Here is a 17,349-nt window from a genome sequence, read left to right as displayed (position 1 = left end):
TGTCTGCCCGCCTGCTCTATGTGATGGACCCGATGTGTTCATGGTGCTGGGGCTTCGCGCCCGTGGCCCAGGCCCTGGCAGATCAGGCGCAGGCTGCCGGCGTTGAATTGCATCTGGTGGTGGGCGGCTTGCGCACGGGGAGTGGTGCGGCCCTGGAACCCAACACCCGGCGCTATATCCTTGAGCATTGGCAGGCCGTGCATCAGGCCACCGGTCAACCATTCACCTTCGACGGCGCCTTGCCCGATGGGTTTGTCTATGACACCGAGCCGGCCTGTCGAGCCATCGTTACCGCTCGTGGTCTGGCATCTGACTGTGCCTGGAAACTGCTGGGACTGATCCAGCGGGCGTTCTATGTCGAAGGCCGTGATGTCACGCTGGCCAGTGTGTTGGTGGAGTTGGCTGAACAAGCCGGGGTGCCGCGCATCGAGTTCGCCGAAGCTTTCGATCGGGCCGAGCAGCACGCCGCCACCGCGGCGGACTTTACCTGGGTCCAGGACCTGGGTATCGCTGGGTTTCCGACCTTGCTGGCGGAGCGCAATGGCCAACTGGCGTTGCTGACCAACGGCTATCAGCCACTCGGTGAGCTGTCACCGTTGCTCGGCCGTTGGCTGGAGCGTGCTGCCTGTGCCTGACCCGGTTGATTCAAATGCTCCTGGCAAACGGGTTGATCGTCTGAGCTGGACAGAAATTCGCCGCCTGGCCCTGCATCACCGGAAGTCACTGTGGATCGCCAACGGCGTAGCCGTGCTGGCTACCCTGTGCAGTGTACCTATCCCGCTGCTGTTGCCCTTGCTGGTGGACGAAGTGTTGCTGGGCCGAGGCGACGCTGCACTGCAAGTGATGAACCGCTTTCTGCCTGAGGGTTGGCACCAGGCCGCCGGCTATATCGGACTGATGCTGCTGCTGACGTTGATCCTGCGAAGCGCAGCCTTGGTGTTCAACGTGATTCAGGCGCGGTTGTTCGCCGGCCTGGCCAAGGACATCGTCTATCGGATCCGCGTGCGCCTGATCGAGCGACTCAAGCGTATCTCCCTGGGTGAGTACGAAAGCCTGGGGGGCGGCACGGTCACCACTCACCTGGTCACTGACCTGGACACGGTGGACAAATTCGTTGGTGAAACCCTGAGCCGCTTCCTGGTCGCCATGCTGACCCTGGTGGGGACCGCGGGCATCCTGATGTGGATGCACTGGAAGCTGGCTTTGCTGATTCTGCTGTTCAACCCCCTGGTGATCTTTGCCACGGTGCAGTTGGGCAAGCGGGTCAAGCACCTGAAGAAGCTGGAAAACGACAGCACTTCGCGGTTTACCCAGGCGTTGACCGAGACCTTGGAGGCTATTCAGGAAGTTCGTGCCGGCAATCGCCAGGGCTACTTTCTTGGGCGCCTGGGACAGCGTGCCGAGGAGGTGCGGGATTACGCAGTGGCCTCGCAGTGGAAAAGCGACGCTTCGGGACGGGCCAGTGGCTTGCTGTTCCAGTTCGGCATCGATATTTTTCGCGCCGCCGCCATGCTCACGGTGCTGTTCTCCGATCTGTCGATCGGCCAGATGCTCGCCGTGTTCAGTTACCTGTGGTTCATGATCGGTCCGGTGGAGCAGTTGTTGAATCTGCAATACGCCTATTACGCGGCGGGTGGAGCCCTGACTCGGATCAACGAGTTGCTGGCGCGGGCCGATGAGCCGCAATACCCCGGTGGCGTGGATCCCTTCCAGGGGCGAGACACCGTTGGTATCGAAGTGCGTGGGCTGAGCTTCGGTTACGGCGACGAGCGAGTGCTGGACAACATGAACCTGTCCATTGCTCCTGGCGAGAAGGTGGCGATTGTCGGCGCCAGTGGCGGTGGCAAGAGCACCCTGGTGCAGCTGTTGCTGGGGTTGTACACGCCGCAGACCGGGGTGATCCGTTTTGGTGGTGCGACCCAGCAGGAGATCGGCTTGGAAACGGTGCGGGAAAACGTCGCCGTGGTGCTGCAGCATCCGGCACTGTTCAACGACACTGTTCGCGCCAACCTGACCATGGGCCGTGAGCGCGATGATGGCGCTTGCTGGCAGGCCCTGGAAATTGCTCAGTTGGACGCCACGGTCAGGGCGTTGCCTCAGGGCCTGGACACCGTGGTTGGCCGTTCCGGCGTGCGCCTTTCAGGCGGACAGCGCCAGCGCCTGGCGATTGCGCGAATGGTCCTGGCCGAGCCCAAGGTGGTGATCCTCGATGAAGCCACGTCCGCCCTGGATGCGGCCACCGAATACAACCTGCATCAGGCATTGACGCGTTTTCTGCGTGGGCGGACTACGCTGATCATTGCTCATCGCCTGTCGGCGGTAAAACAGGCTGATCGGGTTTTGGTGTTCGATGGTGGACAGATTGCCGAAGATGGCGACCACCAGCAGTTGATTGCCGATGGTGGTCTTTACGCCAAGCTGTACGGGCATTTGCAGCAGGTTCGATAGTCTTGAGTTTTCCTCGGCTTTCTGTGCTTAGTGCTTGAATTTCCTGGTGGAATAACCGCTTCAGCATGAGACGGTGGCAGTTTCCTCCTACGGGGCTGATCCGGCCGGTATTCACCTTGCGCCGGATCTGCGGAAATTAGCCTAATCTGTGCTGTCTGAGGCGGGACTACTGGGTTGTTCATTTGGCAGTGCTGAAGCAAGGACCCTCATGAAGCAAAAGCGGACTTTCGCAACGCCGCGGTTGTTGGGCATCGTCTGGCCCTTTATTGCCGTGGTGTTATTTCAAGCGCTGTTGGGCGGCCTCAGCTTGTATGTCCTGTCGGCAGTACGCGGCTATGTTGCCGGTGAAAGCCTGTGGTCCAAAGGCCAGAAAGACGCCATCTACTACCTCAACCTGTATGCCGACAGTCGCGATGAGGGGGCTTTCCTCAAGTACCAGAACGCAATTGCCGTGCCTCAGGGCGGCCATGAGCTGCGAGTGGCCCTGGATCGTCGGCCACCGGATCTGGACGCTGCGCGCCAGGGCATCCTCAAGGGCGGCAACCACCCGGATGACGTTTCTAGCCTGATCTGGCTGTACCTTAATTTCCGTCATTTCAGCTACCTGGAAAAAGCCATCGACCTCTGGACCGTGGGGGATGGCTACCTGCTGCAACTGGATACCGTGGCTCGGGAGATGCATCAGGGGATCAGTAGCAACAGTGCCAGCGAAGCCGATGTGCAGCGTTGGAAAAACCAGATATTTGCCATCAACGACGGTGTTACTCCGGCCGCCAAGGCGTTCAGCGATGCCTTGGGCGAAGGCTCGCGAGTCATCCTGCGACTATTGCTGGTGACCAACCTGGCCACAGCGCTGATCCTGATTGCCTTGGCCTTGCTGCGTACCCACAAGTTGCTGGCCCAGCGCCATGCCTTTGCCGATGCCTTGCAACTGGAGAAGGAGCGCGCGCAGATCACCTTGCAGTCCATTGGCGACGGGGTGATCACCACCGATGTCGAGGGTGCTATCGCCTACATGAACCCGGCGGCTGAAGAGCTGACTCGCTGGAAGGCCGAGCAGGCCGTGGGGCTGCCCCTGGCGGCTCTGTTCAATCTGTTGGATGAAAACGCCCAGGCCGACGGTTTCACCTTGATTGAGCACATCCTCAGCGGCCAGCTCAGCGGTGGCAGCGAGCATTCCAAGCTGATCCAGCGGTTGGATGGCAGCACGGTGTCGGTGACCTTGGTAGGTGCACCGATCCGCAATGCGGGGAAAGTCAGTGGCACGGTGCTGGTACTGCATGACATGACCCAAGAGCGGCAATACATTGCCAATCTATCCTGGCAGGCGACCCACGATGCCTTGACTGGCCTGGCCAATCGCCGGGAGTTCGAGTTCCGCCTGGAGCAAGCCCTGCACAGTCTGGTGCGCCAGCCAGCCAGGCATGCGTTGATGTTCCTGGACCTGGACCAGTTCAAGCTGGTCAACGACACTTGCGGCCATGCCGCCGGGGACGAGTTGCTGCGGCATATTTGTGCGCTGCTGCAGTCGGGGTTACGTGAAGGCGACACTCTGGCCCGACTGGGGGGGGACGAGTTCGGCATTCTCTTGGAGAACTGCTCGCCGGAGGCGGCTGAGAAGATTGCCGAAGGGCTGCGCCAAACGGTGCAGAACCTGCATTTTGTCTGGAAGGGCCGGCCCTTCGTGACCACCGTGAGTATTGGCCTGGTGCATGTCGCCCAGACTCCAACCACCCTCGAGGCTTCGCTGCGAGCGGCGGATATGGCCTGCTACATGGCCAAGGAAAAAGGCCGCAACCGGGTTCAGGTTTATCATGCCGACGACTCCGAGCTTTCCCTGCGGTTTGGCGAGATGGCCTGGGTCCAGCGCCTGCACATGGCCCTCGAGGAAAACCGCTTTTGTCTCTATTCCCAGGAAATTACTGCCTTGGGCCACGTCGAACACGATGGTGGCCATGTCGAGATTCTTCTGCGCCTGCATGACGAGGCCGGCAGGATGATCTTGCCGGACAGCTTCATTCCGGCGGCTGAGCGTTACGGCTTGATGACGTCCCTGGATCGCTGGGTGGTACAAAACGTATTCAAGATCATCGCCCAGTGCATCGAAGAGGGTCGCGAAGGGCCGATGGCGACGTGTGCGATCAACCTCTCAGGCATCACCATTGGCGATGATGAGTTCCTCGGCTTCCTGAGGGAGCAGTTTGTCGCCTATGGCGTGCCGCCGAAGATGATCTGTTTTGAAATTACTGAAACCAGTGCAATCGCCAACTTGGGCAGTGCAATCCGTTTTATAAATGAACTCAAGGGTTTAGGTTGTCGTTTCTCTCTGGATGACTTTTGTGCAGGAATGTCGTCGTTCGCTTATCTCAAACATTTGCCTGTAGACTTCCTCAAGATCGATGGAAGTTTCGTAAAGGATATGCTGGACGACCCGATTAACCGCGCCATGGTCGAGGTGATCAACCACATCGGGCATGTCATGGGTAAGCGCACGATTGCCGAGTTTGTTGAAACGCCGCAGATCGAGCAGGCCTTGCTTGAGATCGGTGTGGATTATGCTCAAGGCTACATTATTGAACGCCCGCAATTGTTCACCTGTGACAGTCTGCAGTGTCGACCCGTGCGACCACAGCCCCTGTTATTCAAGGCGCCCGGCACGTTCCGTTGAAACCTCTTTTGGATCCGTACATCACAATCAAAAGGAGCCCGACAGTGATCGACACATTCAGCCGAACCGGCCCGCTCATGGAAGCTGCCAGTTACCCCGCCTGGACCCAGCAACTGATCCAGGACTGCAGCGAGAGCAAGCGCCGCGTGGTCGAGCATGAGCTGTACCAGCGCATGCGCGATAACAAGCTCAGCGCCAAAGTCATGCGTCAGTACTTGATCGGCGGCTGGCCGGTGGTTGAGCAATTTGCCCTGTACATGGCACAAAACCTGACGAAGACCCGCTTTGCCCGTCATCCCGGCGAGGACATGGCGCGCCGCTGGTTGATGCGCAATATTCGGGTTGAGCTCAATCATGCGGATTACTGGGTGCATTGGAGTCGGGCTCATGGCGTGACCCTGGAAGACCTGCAGGCACAGCAGGTAGCGCCAGAGTTGCACGCACTGAGCCATTGGTGCTGGCACACCAGTTCGGCGGACTCGCTGATCGTGGCCATCGCAGCCACCAATTACGCAATCGAAGGGGCGACGGGCGAATGGTCGGCCCTGGTGTGCTCCAATGGCATTTATGCCGCGTCATTTCCGGAAGAAGACCGCAAGCGCGCCATGAAATGGCTGAAGATGCATGCGCAGTACGATGATGCACATCCCTGGGAAGCGCTGGAAATCATCGTTACCCTGGCTGGGTTGAGCCCGAGCAAGGCCTTGCAGGCCGAATTGCGCCAGGCCATCTGCAAGAGCTATGACTATATGTACCTGTTCCTGGAGCGCTGCATGCAACAGGAAAAGACCACCGTGACCCGCGAGCGCCTGGCGTTGGCTGAGGGATAGGGCTGGGGTTTGCGGGCTGCTCGATTGCCTCAAGCGGTTGACGTTTGTGTCGGTGGGTTGCCCGTGAATGATCTGCTGAGGCGGGGTTCGGTGTCTAACCCGCCATTGCCAGGCGATTGCGCCCCTCGCGCTTGGCTACATACAGTGCGCTGTCGGCGCGACGCAACAGACTCTCCGAAGATTCCCCCGGCAAAAGGGTCGAGCAGCCCAGGCTCACCGTAAGTTCGATCAAGTTGCCATCAGCCCAGTACTCCCGGGCCTGGGTGGCATGCCGCAGGCGTTCGCCAACCATCGCTGCAGCGTCGCGGCCGGTGTTGGAAAGCAGGATCAGGAACTCTTCCCCGCCAAAACGAAACACCATATCGACGTTGCGCAACTGTTCCTTGATCGAGGCGGCAACTGCTTTGAGTACTTCGTCGCCAGCGCTGTGGCCGTGGTTATCGTTGATGCGCTTGAAGTGGTCAATGTCCAGCATCAGCAGCGACAGCGGATGCAGGTGACGCTGGGCCATTTCGATTTCCCGTTCCAGGGTCTGATCCATGGCAATGCGGTTGCCAGTGTCGGTCAGTGGGTCGCGCAGGGCGCTGCGAGTGGCGGCACGGTACAAGAGCGCGTTGCGCATTGGGTACAGCAGGGTTGACAGCAGTGACTCCAGATAACCCTGTTCTGAATCGCTGAAACGTTGGTTGCGACGGAAGACCAGTTCACCCATCGGTTCGCCTTCGTGGCTGAGGCGATAGCTGATGGAGTGGTGTCCGCGTTGACCGAACTCCAGACGCAGATCACTCGGCGCGTGCTTGTAGAACAGTGCGTCGAGCGGTACCAAGCGTTGAACCTCACGAAAGAACAGGCCGAGGATGCGCTGTGGCTCAAGGCTGGTCTGCAACTGCAGTCCCATCTGCTGGCGCAATTGTCCGAGGCTGACGGGCTGTCTGATCAGTGGCGACTGCTGGCCAAAGCCCAGGCGCTGCAATTTGGCGCTGTCGAAGTCAATTGCGTTGGTCTGGGTCGGTGTTTTCATCTGAGTGTGAGCCCCCTGAGCACGGTGTACGGTCTTACTGCTTGGGTGAGGGCGGCTCAGGGCTGCGCGTCATACTGTTCCATCAGCCCCGTAGGACAATCGCGCACATTTTATGCCGCTTCGCTGATGGCGATAAAGCCCTCGACGCAAGCTGTTTTTCACTGCGCCAATGCACGGTGTATTGAGTGGTGTTAGAGCGAAACTCGTGCCATTCGGTTCAGATAAATAAAATTCGTTCTAATTCAGTGGTTTGGGTTTTTATTCTGAGGGTCAATCAGTTGCGACCGGCATTTGTTTGGCTTGGAAAGCTTGGGGATAAGTTCTTTTTCGGGCATCGCGACGGTATTCCGTCGCGACGAACGGAAGGGGTTACTGCGCGTCGAAGGCCTGGCCATTGATCCCGGTGCTGTCCGGTCCCATCAGATACAGGTAGACCGGCATGATCTCTTCAGGTGTGGGGTTGTTGCTGGGGTTCTCGCCGGGGTAGGCCTGGGCCCGCATACTGGTCCGAGTGGCGCCAGGGTTGATGCTATTGGCGCGGACCGGGGCCACAGTATCTAGCTCGTCGGCCAGGGTTTGCATCAGCCCCTCGGTGGCGAATTTGGATACACCGTAGGCGCCCCAATAGGCCCGGCCCTTGCGCCCAACGCTGCTGGAAGTGAAAACCACCGAAGCGTCCTGGGATAGCTTGAGCAAGGGCAGCAGGGTGCTGGTCAGCATGAACATGGCGTTGACATTGATTTGCATCACCCGCATAAAGTTCTCCCCTGAGAGCTGCTCCAGCGGTGTGCGCGGACCGATGATCGAGGCGTTGTGCAGCAGGCCGTCGAGGTGGCCGAACTCGGTTTCGATCATCGCTGCCAGTTCGTCGTACTGGTGTGGCAGGGCGGTTTCCAGGTTGAACGGAATCACCGCAGGCTGTGGATGGCCCGCCGCCTCGATGGCATCGTAGACCTCGGTCAGGTTGGCTTCGGTCTTGCCTAGCAGGAGCACCGTGGCGCCATGGGCGGCAAAGGTCTTGGCGGCAGCAGCGCCGATGCCGCGACCGGCTCCGGTGACCAGAATGACCCGATCCTTGAGCAGTTCGGGGCGCGCGGAATAATCAAACATAAAAGGCCTCAATATAAATTGGAACGTCCCCGGCGTTTAGTCGGAAATGCCACTGCTTAGCAGCTGCACAATGCGTTATCCAGAACCTGGCGCAGTTCCAGCGGATGATTGACCACTACGTCGGCACCCCAATGCCGGGGGTTGTCGTCCGGATGGATATAGCCGTAGGTCACGGCGGCGGTCTTGGTTCCGGCGTCCCGACCGGACTCGATATCCCGTAGGTCATCACCGACGAACAGAACGCTGGACGGGTCCAGCTTGAGCATCTGGCACGCCAGGATCAGTGGTTCGGGGTCGGGCTTGCTGTTTTTCACATGGTCGGGGCAGATCAGCAGCGCCGAACGCTCGGCCAGCCCGAGTTGCTGCATGATCGGCTCGGCGAAACGCAGGGGTTTGTTGGTCACCACGCCCCAGATCAGATTGGCCTTTTCGATATCAGCCAGTAGCTCGGCCATGCCGTCGAAAAGCTTGCTGTGCACCGCGCAATGCTTCAGGTAGCGCTCGAGAAACTCCAGGCGCAATGCCTCGAACCCCGGGGATTCCGGGTCCATGGAAAAGGTCACGGCGACCATGGCTCGGGCGCCGCCGGAGACTTCGTCGCGAATATGCTGGTCGGCGATCGGCGGCAGGCCGCGATCACGTCGCATGCCTTGGCACACGGCGATGAAATCAGGCGCGGTGTCGAGCAGGGTGCCATCCATGTCGAAAAGAACGGCTCTGATAGCCATGTCTCACTCCTCTCGCAGCGTCTGGATCATGTAGTTGACGTCCACGTCCGCAGCCAGCTTGTAGTGTTTGGTCAGTGGGTTGTAGGTCAGGCCGATGATGTCCTTGACGCTCAGGCCGGCGGAACGGCTCCAGGCGCCAAGCTCCGAAGGGCGGATGAACTTCTTGAAGTCATGGGTGCCGCGAGGAAGCAGCTTCATGATGTATTCCGCACCGATAATGGCGAACAGGTAAGCCTTTGGGTTGCGGTTGATGGTGGAGAAGAACACCTGGCCGCCTGGCTTGACCATGCGGAAGCAGGCGCGGATTACCGACGAAGGGTCGGGGACGTGTTCGAGCATTTCCAGGCAAGTGACCACGTCGAACTGTTCGGGCATTTCCTCGGCCAAGGCTTCGGCGGTGATCTGCCGGTATTCGACGTTCACGCCGGATTCCAGTTGGTGCAGCTGTGCCACTGCCAGGGGGGCCTCACCCATGTCGATGCCGGTAACGGTGGCGCCGCGTTGGGCCATGGCCTCGCTGAGGATGCCGCCGCCGCAACCAACGTCGAGCACCTTCTTGCCGGCCAGGCTGACCCGCTCCTCGATCCAGTTGACCCGCAATGGATTGATGTCGTGCAGGGGCTTGAACTCGCTTTCGCGGTCCCACCAGCGATGGGCCAGGGCTTCGAATTTGGCGATTTCAGCGTGGTCGACGTTGCTCATGGGTAGTACTCCAAAGCTAAAAAATTCTGTGTACAGCCTCAAGCTTCAGCTCAAGGCCCGGGTTAGTGGGTGTGGCCGCTGATGCGCTGGCCCCAGCGGCGGGCGGTTTCGCCGAGCTGCTGTTCATCCAGGCGAGTCAGACGCCGGTCATCCAGCAGTTGCTTGCCGGCGACCCATAGATGCGTTACGCAGTCGCGGCCGGTGGCGTAGATCAGTTGCGACACCGGGTCGTAAATCGGTTGCTGGGCCAGTCCGGACAAGTCGAAGGCCACCAGGTCCGCAGCCTTGCCGATTTCCAGGGAGCCCACTTGGTTATCCAGGCCCATGGCCCGGGCTCCATTGAGGGTAGCCATGCGCAAGGCACGATGAGCGTCCAGGGCTGTTGCCGAGCCGGCTACGGCCTTGGCCAGGAGGGCCGCGGTGCGGGTTTCCCCCAGCAGGTCCAGGTCATTGTTGCTGGCCGCGCCGTCGGTGCCCACGGCGACGTTGACTCCCGCTTGCCAAAGGCGCTCCACCGGGCAGAAGCCGCTGGCCAGTTTCAAGTTGGATTCCGGGCAGTGAATGACGCTGGTGTTGGTTTCTACCAGTAAAGCCAGGTCGTCATCGCTGATTTGGGTCATATGAACGGCCTGGAAGCGCGGACCCAAGAGACCCAGGCGGGCCAGGCGGGCCAGCGGTCGTTCGCCGTGCTGCTCCAGGGACTGCTGCACTTCGAATGCTGTTTCATGCACATGCATGTGAATCGAGGCGTCGAGTTCTTCAGCGATGACGCGAATTTTCTCCAGATTCTCGTCACAGACGGTGTAGGGTGCATGAGGGCCGAAAGTGATCTTGATTCGAGGATGAAGCTTGAGGTCGCCGAACAGCTCCACGCCCTGGCGAATGGCTTCGTCGGCGTCATGCGCGCCGGGAATCGGGAAGTCGAGGATCGGTATGGCGATCTGTGCACGAATGTCGCTGTTGTGGACTCGCTCACTGGCAACCTTCGGAAAGAAGTACATGTCAGCGAAGCAGCTGATGCCACCTTTGATCTGTTCGGCGATGGCAAGGTCGGTGCCATCACGGACGAAGGCTTCATCTACCCACTTGGCCTCGGCGGGCCAGATATGATTTTCCAACCAGTTCATCAGTGGCAGATCATCGGCCAGGCCACGAAACAGGGTCATGGCCGCATGCCCGTGGGCGTTGATCAATCCTGGGCTGAGCAGCATGCCAGGCAATTCGCGGACTTCGCTGGCTGGCTGTTTCAAGGCCTCGGTCCGTGGGCCAATGAACGCGATACGGCCGTCGCGGATGCCCAGGCCATGTTCCTTGAGGACAACGCCGGCCGGCTCCACCGGTACCAACCAGGTCGGTAACAGGAGCAGGTCGAGCGCAGCATCACGGTTTGGCATCGAATATCGGTCCAGGGCGTCATATAGAGGATGGCGAAGTATACCCGAGCGTCTTCGCAGGGGGATCGCTATAATCGGCGGCTTTTGTTCATGAGTACGGGGTGAAGGATGCGCGATCGTCTGTTGGCTGCGGAGAAGGTCAAGGCCATTGATTGGCGGGATAACACTCTGTATCTGCTCGATCAGCGGATTTTACCCTTTGAAGAAACCTGGGTTGCCTACGATGAAGTTGCCGGAGTCGCAGAGGCGATCCGCTCAATGGTGGTGCGCGGTGCCCCGGCCATTGGCATCAGTGCAGCATATGGGCTAGTGCTGGCTGCGCGCGCACGTTTTGCTGCGGGTGGTGACTGGGTTGCGGCCCTGGAGGAGGACTTCGCTTTGCTGGCGGACTCGCGTCCTACTGCGGTCAATCTGTTCTGGGCCTTGAATCGCATGCGCGAGCGCCTGGGGCGGGTCAAGGATAACGCCGACCCGGTGGCGGCCCTTGAGGTTGAGGCGCTGGCAATCCATGAAAGTGATCGTGAAGCCAATCTGACCATGGCTCAGTTGGGTGTGGACCTGATCCGCAGGCACCAAGGCAATCCCCAGGCCCTGTTGACCCATTGCAATACCGGTGCCTTGGCCACCGGCGGTTTTGGCACTGCGCTGGGGGTGATTCGTGCGGCCTGGCTTGAAGGCATGGTGGAGCGGGTCTATGTCGACGAAACCCGGCCCTGGTTGCAGGGGGCGCGCTTGACGGCTTGGGAGTTGGCCAATGAGGGCATTGCACTGACCTTGAATGCTGACTCCGCCGCGGCGCATATCATGAAGACCAAAGGGGTGACCTGGGTGATCGTCGGAGCCGATCGGATCACCGCCAATGGTGATGTGGCGAACAAGATCGGGACCTATCAGCTGGCGGTCAATGCCATGCACCACGGCGTGCGCTTTATGGTGGTGGCGTCCAGTTCGACCATCGACCTGAGCCTGGCCAGCGGCGAGGACATTCCTATCGAGGAGCGCGATGGCAAGGAATTGCTGGAGCTCGCTGGCAAGCGCGTGGGGGCCGAAGTCGATGTGTTCAATCCGGTGTTCGATGTCACGCCCGCGGACCTGATCGACGCGATCGTCACTGAAAAGGGCATAGTCGAGCGTCCGGATACGGCAAAAATAGCGCAGTTGATGTGCCGCAAGCGCTTGCATTGAGGTCATCGACGATGGCTTCCAACGAACGCCGCCTGGTCAGTAAAAAACACCTGAATGCGTGCGAATTTGTCCTCTGAGCCTCTCTCGTCCCTTATCAGGCTGTCACCGGTCAACTAACTATGTTCCATGCCCGTCAGAGGGATAGGTGCGTGGCGGCGATTGTGATAACATCCGGCGGTTTCCAAGGCGGTCCGATGCGGCCGTCTTTACTGCGCAAATCCATGGCACAACTTGTTGATTTGTCGTAAGTCGGTGCAGGGCACTAGGCCTGCAGCGGCGAGCTTCGTTCGTCCCATATGGATGTGACGAAGTTTCACCAGAAAAAGGAATCAGGCTTCTCATGGGCGAACTGGCCAAAGAAATCCTCCCGGTCAATATCGAAGACGAGCTGAAACAGTCCTATCTCGACTACGCGATGAGCGTAATCGTCGGGCGGGCACTGCCTGATGCGCGCGATGGCTTGAAGCCCGTGCACCGGCGTGTGCTGTTCGCGATGAGCGAGCTCGGTAATGACTGGAACAAGCCGTACAAGAAATCTGCCCGTGTTGTCGGTGACGTGATCGGTAAGTATCACCCCCACGGTGATACCGCGGTGTACGACACCATCGTTCGTATGGCTCAGCCATTCTCCCTGCGCTACCTGCTGGTAGACGGCCAGGGTAACTTTGGTTCGGTCGACGGCGACAACGCGGCGGCCATGCGATACACCGAAGTGCGCATGACCAAGCTGGCGCACGAGCTGCTGGCTGACCTGCACAAAGAAACCGTGGACTGGGTGCCGAACTACGACGGCACCGAGATGATCCCGGCGGTCATGCCGACCAAGATCCCCAACCTGCTGGTCAACGGTTCCAGCGGTATTGCCGTGGGTATGGCGACCAACATTCCGCCGCACAACCTCGGTGAAGTCATCGATGGTTGCCTGGCGCTGATCGACAATCCCGAGCTGACCGTCGATGAGTTGATGCAATACATCCCCGGCCCGGACTTCCCGACCGCGGCAATCATCAATGGTCGTGAAGGCATCATCGAGGCCTATCGTACGGGCCGTGGTCGCATCTACATGCGCGCCCGTTCGATCATCGAAGACATCGACAAAGTCGGTGGCCGCCAGCAGATCGTCATCACCGAGCTGCCGTACCAGCTGAACAAGGCGCGCTTGATCGAGAAGATTGCCGAGCTGGTAAAAGAGAAGAAGCTCGAAGGCATCACTGAGCTGCGCGACGAGTCGGACAAAGACGGTATGCGCGTAGTCATCGAGCTGCGTCGTGGTGAAGTGCCGGAGGTGATCCTCAACAACCTCTATGCCCAGACCCAGCTGCAGGCAGTGTTCGGTATCAACATCGTTGCGTTGATCGACGGTCGTCCACGGATCCTCAATCTCAAGGATCTGCTGGAAGCCTTCGTCCGTCACCGTCGCGAAGTGGTTACCCGTCGTACTGTGTTCGAGCTGCGCAAGGCTCGTGAGCGTGGCCACATTCTCGAAGGCCAGGCCGTTGCCCTGTCCAACATCGATCCGGTTATTGCTCTGATCAAAGCGTCGCCAACACCATCGGAAGCCAAGGAAGCGTTGATCAGCACGCCTTGGGAATCCAGTGCGGTGGTGACCATGGTTGAACGTGCGGGCGCCGATTCCTGCCGTCCGGAGAACCTCGATCCGCAATACGGCATGCGCGACGGCAAGTACTTCCTGTCGCCAGAGCAGGCGCAAGCCATTCTGGAACTGCGCCTGCACCGCCTGACCGGTCTTGAACACGAAAAACTGCTGGCCGAGTACCAGGAGATTCTCAACCAGATCGGCGAGCTGATCCGTATCCTCAGCAGCGCCACGCGCCTGATGGAAGTGATCCGCGAAGAACTGGAAGTGATCCGTGCCGAATACGGTGATGTGCGTCGCACCGAGATTCTCGATGCCCGTCTCGACTTGACCCTGGGTGACATGATCCCGGAAGAAGAGCGCGTGGTGACCATCTCTCACGGTGGTTATGCCAAGACCCAGCCACTGGCTGCGTACCAGGCTCAGCGTCGTGGCGGTAAAGGCAAGTCGGCTACCGGCGTCAAGGATGAGGACTACATCGCTCACCTGCTAGTAGCTAACAGCCACACCACGCTGCTGCTGTTCTCCAGCAAAGGCAAGGTGTACTGGCTGAAGACCTATGAAATTCCTGAGGCTTCCCGTGCTGCTCGTGGTCGTCCGCTGGTTAACCTGCTGCCGCTGGATGAGGGTGAATACATCACCACCATGCTGCCGGTCGAGGAATACACCGAAGGTCACTACATCTTCATGGCGACCGCCAACGGCACCGTGAAGAAAACACCGCTGGAATCCTTCAGTCGTCAGCGCAGTGTGGGTCTGATCGCATTGGAGCTGGATGAGGGCGACGTACTGATTTCTGCCGCGATTACCGATGGCGAGCGTGAAGTCATGCTGTTCTCCGATGGTGGCAAGGTCACTCGCTTCAAAGAGTCTGATGTTCGTGCCATGGGTCGTACTGCGCGCGGTGTTCGCGGCATGCGTCTGCCAGAGGGCCAGAAGCTGATCTCCATGCTGATTCCGGAAGAAGGCAGCCAGATCCTTACCGCTTCGGCGCGTGGCTATGGCAAGCGTACGGCGATCACCGAGTTCCCTGAGTACAAGCGTGGCGGTCAGGGCGTTATCGCCATGGTCAGCAACGATCGTAACGGTCGCCTGGTAGGTGCCGTGCAGGTGTTGGACGGTGAGGAAATCATGCTGATTTCCGATCAGGGCACTCTGGTTCGTACCCGTGTCGATGAAGTGTCGAGCCTGGGTCGTAACACTCAGGGCGTAACCCTGATCAAGCTGGCCAGCGATGAAACCCTGGTGGGCCTGGAGCGTGTGCAGGAACCGTCGGAAATCGACGGCGAAGAGTTCGAAGGTGAAGACGGTGCTGAGTTCGACGGGGCCGCGCTGGATGTGGCTGCCGAGCTGGATGAGGCAGCCGATGGCCAACAGGCAGACGCCGCAGGCGAAGAAGAGTCGAAAGACTAAATAAATCGTAGCAGGGCAGAGTGTTTGCTCTGTCCGCTACCGTGAATGCATAGCGAGAGTGGATGTGAGCAAACGAGCCTATAACTTCTGCGCAGGTCCCGCTGCGCTACCTGAAGCTGTCCTGTTGCGTGCCCAGGCCGAATTGCTGGATTGGCATGGCAAGGGCCTGTCGGTCATGGAGATGAGTCATCGCAGTGATGAGTTCGTCTCCATTGCCACCAAGGCCGAGCAGGATCTGCGTGACCTGCTGAATATCCCCTCGAACTATAAAGTGCTGTTTCTGCAAGGCGGCGCCAGCCAGCAGTTTGCCCAGATTCCACTGAACCTGCTGCCTGAAGGCGGCAAGGCCGACTATATCGATACCGGTATCTGGTCGCAGAAAGCCATCGAAGAAGCCTCCCGCTATGGGCAGGTCAATGTGGCCGCTACCTCCAAGCCGTACGACTACTTTGCAATTCCTGGCCAGAACGAATGGCAGTTGTCGAAAGACGCCGCCTACGTGCACTACGCGCCGAACGAAACCATCGGCGGCCTGGAGTTCAACTGGGTTCCGCAAACCGGTGATGTTCCCTTGGTGGCCGACATGTCTTCCGACATTCTGTCGCGCCCTGTGGATATCTCTCGCTTCGGTATGATCTACGCCGGCGCGCAGAAGAATATCGGCCCCAGCGGTATCCTGGTAAACATCATTCGCGAAGACTTGCTGGGACATGCCCGTTCGCTGTGCCCGACCATGCTCGACTACAAGGTCGCGGCAGATAATGGCTCGATGTACAACACCCCGCCGACCCTGGCCTGGTACCTGTCCGGCCTGGTGTTCGAGTGGCTCAAGGAGCAGGGTGGTGTAGAAGCCATCGCCAAGCTCAATGATGTCAAGCAGCGCACCCTGTACGACTTCATCGACGCCAGCGGCCTGTACAGCAACCCGATCAACAAGCCTGACCGCTCGTGGATGAACGTACCGTTCCGTCTGGCGGACGACCGCCTGGACAAGCCGTTCCTGGCCGGCGCTGAGGCTCGTGGCCTGCTGAACCTCAAGGGTCACCGTTCAGTGGGGGGTATGCGTGCCTCTATCTACAACGCTGTGGACATCAATGCAGTCAACGCGCTGGTGGCCTACATGGCAGAGTTCGAGAAGGAACACGGCTGATGTCTGAGCAAGAACTCAAGGCCCTGCGCCTGCGCATTGACGCCCTGGACGAGAAGGTCCTGGAGCTGATCAGTGAGCGTGCGCGGTGCGCCCAGGAAGTTGCCCGGGTCAAGATGGCCACCCTGGCAGAAGGCGAAGTGCCGGTGTTCTATCGTCCGGAGCGTGAAGCCCAAGTGCTCAAGCGCGTGATGGAGCGTAACCAGGGGCCTCTGGGTAATGAAGAGATGGCGCGTTTGTTCCGCGAGATCATGTCTTCGTGCCTGGCTCTGGAGCAGCCGCTGAAAGTGGCTTACCTCGGCCCTGAAGGTACCTTCACCCAGGCTGCGGCCATGAAGCACTTCGGACATGCGGTGATCAGCAAGCCAATGGCAGCGATCGACGAAGTGTTCCGTGAGGTCGCTGCCGGGGCGGTGAACTTCGGCGTGGTGCCGGTGGAAAACTCCACCGAGGGTGCGGTCAACCACACCCTTGATAGCTTCCTCGAGCACGATATGGTGATCTGTGGCGAAGTTGAGCTGCGGATTCACCACCACCTGTTGGTAGGTGAGAACACCAAGACTGACAGCATCAGTCGTATCTATTCCCACGCTCAGTCCCTGGCCCAGTGCCGCAAGTGGCTGGACGCGCACTACCCGAATGTCGAGCGGGTGGCGGTGTCCAGCAACGCCGAAGCGGCCAAGCGGGTCAAGGGTGAGTGGAATTCGGCGGCCATTGCCGGCGACATGGCTGCGGGCTTGTATGGTCTGACGCGCCTGGCCGAGAAGATCGAGGATCGTCCGGACAACTCCACGCGCTTTTTGATGATCGGTAGCCAGGAAGTGCCGCCAACCGGCGACGACAAGACTTCGATCATTGTCTCCATGAGCAACAAGCCTGGTGCGCTGCATGAGTTGCTGGTGCCGTTCCATGACAATGGCATCGACCTGACGCGAATTGAAACCCGGCCTTCGCGCAGTGGCAAATGGACCTATGTGTTCTTCATCGATTTCGTCGGCCATCACCGTGACCCGCTGGTCAAGAGCGTGCTGGAGAAGATCAGTCAGGAAGCAGTGGCACTCAAGGTGCTGGGTTCCTACCCGAAAGCGGTTCTCTGAGGCTTTAAC

General features: G+C 59.4%; 13 protein-coding genes. 8 read left to right on the top strand and 5 right to left on the bottom strand.

Going from position 1 to position 17,349, the window contains the following annotated elements:
* Window positions 1-32 precede the first annotated feature (32 nt).
* The 4 genes from GV818_RS26810 to GV818_RS26795 all read left to right on the top strand — a co-directional run bounded on the left by GV818_RS26810 (window position 33) and on the right by GV818_RS26795 (window position 5,946).
* On the top strand, window positions 33-635 hold the full coding sequence (locus tag GV818_RS26810) for a DsbA family protein (RefSeq protein WP_178125130.1): 603 nt from the start codon (window positions 33-35) through the stop codon (window positions 633-635).
* Window positions 628-2,448 carry an ABC transporter ATP-binding protein gene (locus GV818_RS26805; RefSeq protein ID WP_372242126.1) on the top strand — a complete coding sequence of 607 codons (1,821 nt, stop codon included), beginning with the start codon at window positions 628-630 and terminating at the stop codon, window positions 2,446-2,448. The genes GV818_RS26810 and GV818_RS26805 overlap by 8 nt, the downstream gene beginning before the upstream one ends.
* Window positions 2,449-2,656: 208 nt before the next feature.
* Window positions 2,657-5,116, top strand: a complete 2,460-nt coding sequence (locus tag GV818_RS26800; protein WP_161757080.1) for an EAL domain-containing protein — start codon at window positions 2,657-2,659, stop codon at window positions 5,114-5,116.
* Between the two features lie 77 nt (window positions 5,117-5,193).
* Entirely contained in the window at window positions 5,194-5,946 is a 753-nt protein-coding gene (locus tag GV818_RS26795; RefSeq protein WP_178125128.1) for a TenA family transcriptional regulator, read from the top strand.
* Window positions 5,947-6,040: 94 nt separating this feature from the next.
* Here GV818_RS26795 and GV818_RS26790 read toward each other — a convergent pair whose 3' ends face one another.
* The 5 genes from GV818_RS26790 to GV818_RS26770 all read right to left on the bottom strand — a co-directional run bounded on the left by GV818_RS26790 (window position 6,041) and on the right by GV818_RS26770 (window position 10,901).
* Window positions 6,041-6,967 (bottom strand): GGDEF domain-containing protein, encoded by a 927-nt coding sequence (locus GV818_RS26790; protein ID WP_161777967.1) that lies wholly within the window; start codon window positions 6,965-6,967, stop codon window positions 6,041-6,043.
* A 369-nt stretch (window positions 6,968-7,336) separates the two neighbouring features.
* The gene (locus GV818_RS26785; RefSeq protein ID WP_161757077.1) at window positions 7,337-8,077 is read right to left on the bottom strand and encodes a YciK family oxidoreductase; all 741 of its coding nucleotides are present in this window, start codon (window positions 8,075-8,077) and stop codon (window positions 7,337-7,339) included.
* Window positions 8,078-8,133: 56 nt separating this feature from the next.
* Window positions 8,134-8,805: an N-acetylmuramic acid 6-phosphate phosphatase MupP gene (mupP, locus tag GV818_RS26780; protein WP_161757076.1), complete on the bottom strand. Its 672-nt coding sequence runs from the start codon at window positions 8,803-8,805 to the stop codon at window positions 8,134-8,136.
* Window positions 8,806-8,808: 3 nt separating this feature from the next.
* Window positions 8,809-9,507, bottom strand: a complete 699-nt coding sequence (gene ubiG, locus GV818_RS26775; RefSeq protein ID WP_161777966.1) for a bifunctional 2-polyprenyl-6-hydroxyphenol methylase/3-demethylubiquinol 3-O-methyltransferase UbiG — start codon at window positions 9,505-9,507, stop codon at window positions 8,809-8,811.
* 62 nt (window positions 9,508-9,569) lie between these two features.
* Window positions 9,570-10,901 carry a TRZ/ATZ family hydrolase gene (locus tag GV818_RS26770; RefSeq protein WP_161777965.1) on the bottom strand — a complete coding sequence of 444 codons (1,332 nt, stop codon included), beginning with the start codon at window positions 10,899-10,901 and terminating at the stop codon, window positions 9,570-9,572.
* Between the two features lie 108 nt (window positions 10,902-11,009).
* Between GV818_RS26770 and mtnA the strand changes: the two genes are divergently transcribed.
* The 4 genes from mtnA to pheA all read left to right on the top strand — a co-directional run bounded on the left by mtnA (window position 11,010) and on the right by pheA (window position 17,340).
* Window positions 11,010-12,086 (top strand): S-methyl-5-thioribose-1-phosphate isomerase, encoded by a 1,077-nt coding sequence (gene mtnA / locus GV818_RS26765; protein ID WP_161757073.1) that lies wholly within the window; start codon window positions 11,010-11,012, stop codon window positions 12,084-12,086.
* Window positions 12,087-12,426: 340 nt separating this feature from the next.
* Window positions 12,427-15,096, top strand: a complete 2,670-nt coding sequence (gene gyrA / locus GV818_RS26760) for a DNA gyrase subunit A (protein ID WP_161777964.1) — start codon at window positions 12,427-12,429, stop codon at window positions 15,094-15,096.
* 64 nt (window positions 15,097-15,160) lie between these two features.
* Entirely contained in the window at window positions 15,161-16,246 is a 1,086-nt protein-coding gene (serC, locus tag GV818_RS26755) for a 3-phosphoserine/phosphohydroxythreonine transaminase (RefSeq protein WP_161777963.1), read from the top strand.
* Window positions 16,246-17,340, top strand: a complete 1,095-nt coding sequence (pheA, locus tag GV818_RS26750; protein ID WP_161757070.1) for a prephenate dehydratase — start codon at window positions 16,246-16,248, stop codon at window positions 17,338-17,340. The genes serC and pheA overlap by 1 nt, the downstream gene beginning before the upstream one ends.
* Window positions 17,341-17,349: the final 9 nt, after the last annotated feature.

The sequence above is a fragment of the Pseudomonas sp. Fl4BN1 genome, assembly GCF_009908285.1.
In the GTDB taxonomy this organism is placed as follows: domain Bacteria; phylum Pseudomonadota; class Gammaproteobacteria; order Pseudomonadales; family Pseudomonadaceae; genus Aquipseudomonas.
Note: the sequence above shows the minus strand (reverse complement) of the source record. Positions and strands in the feature narration are given on the sequence as shown.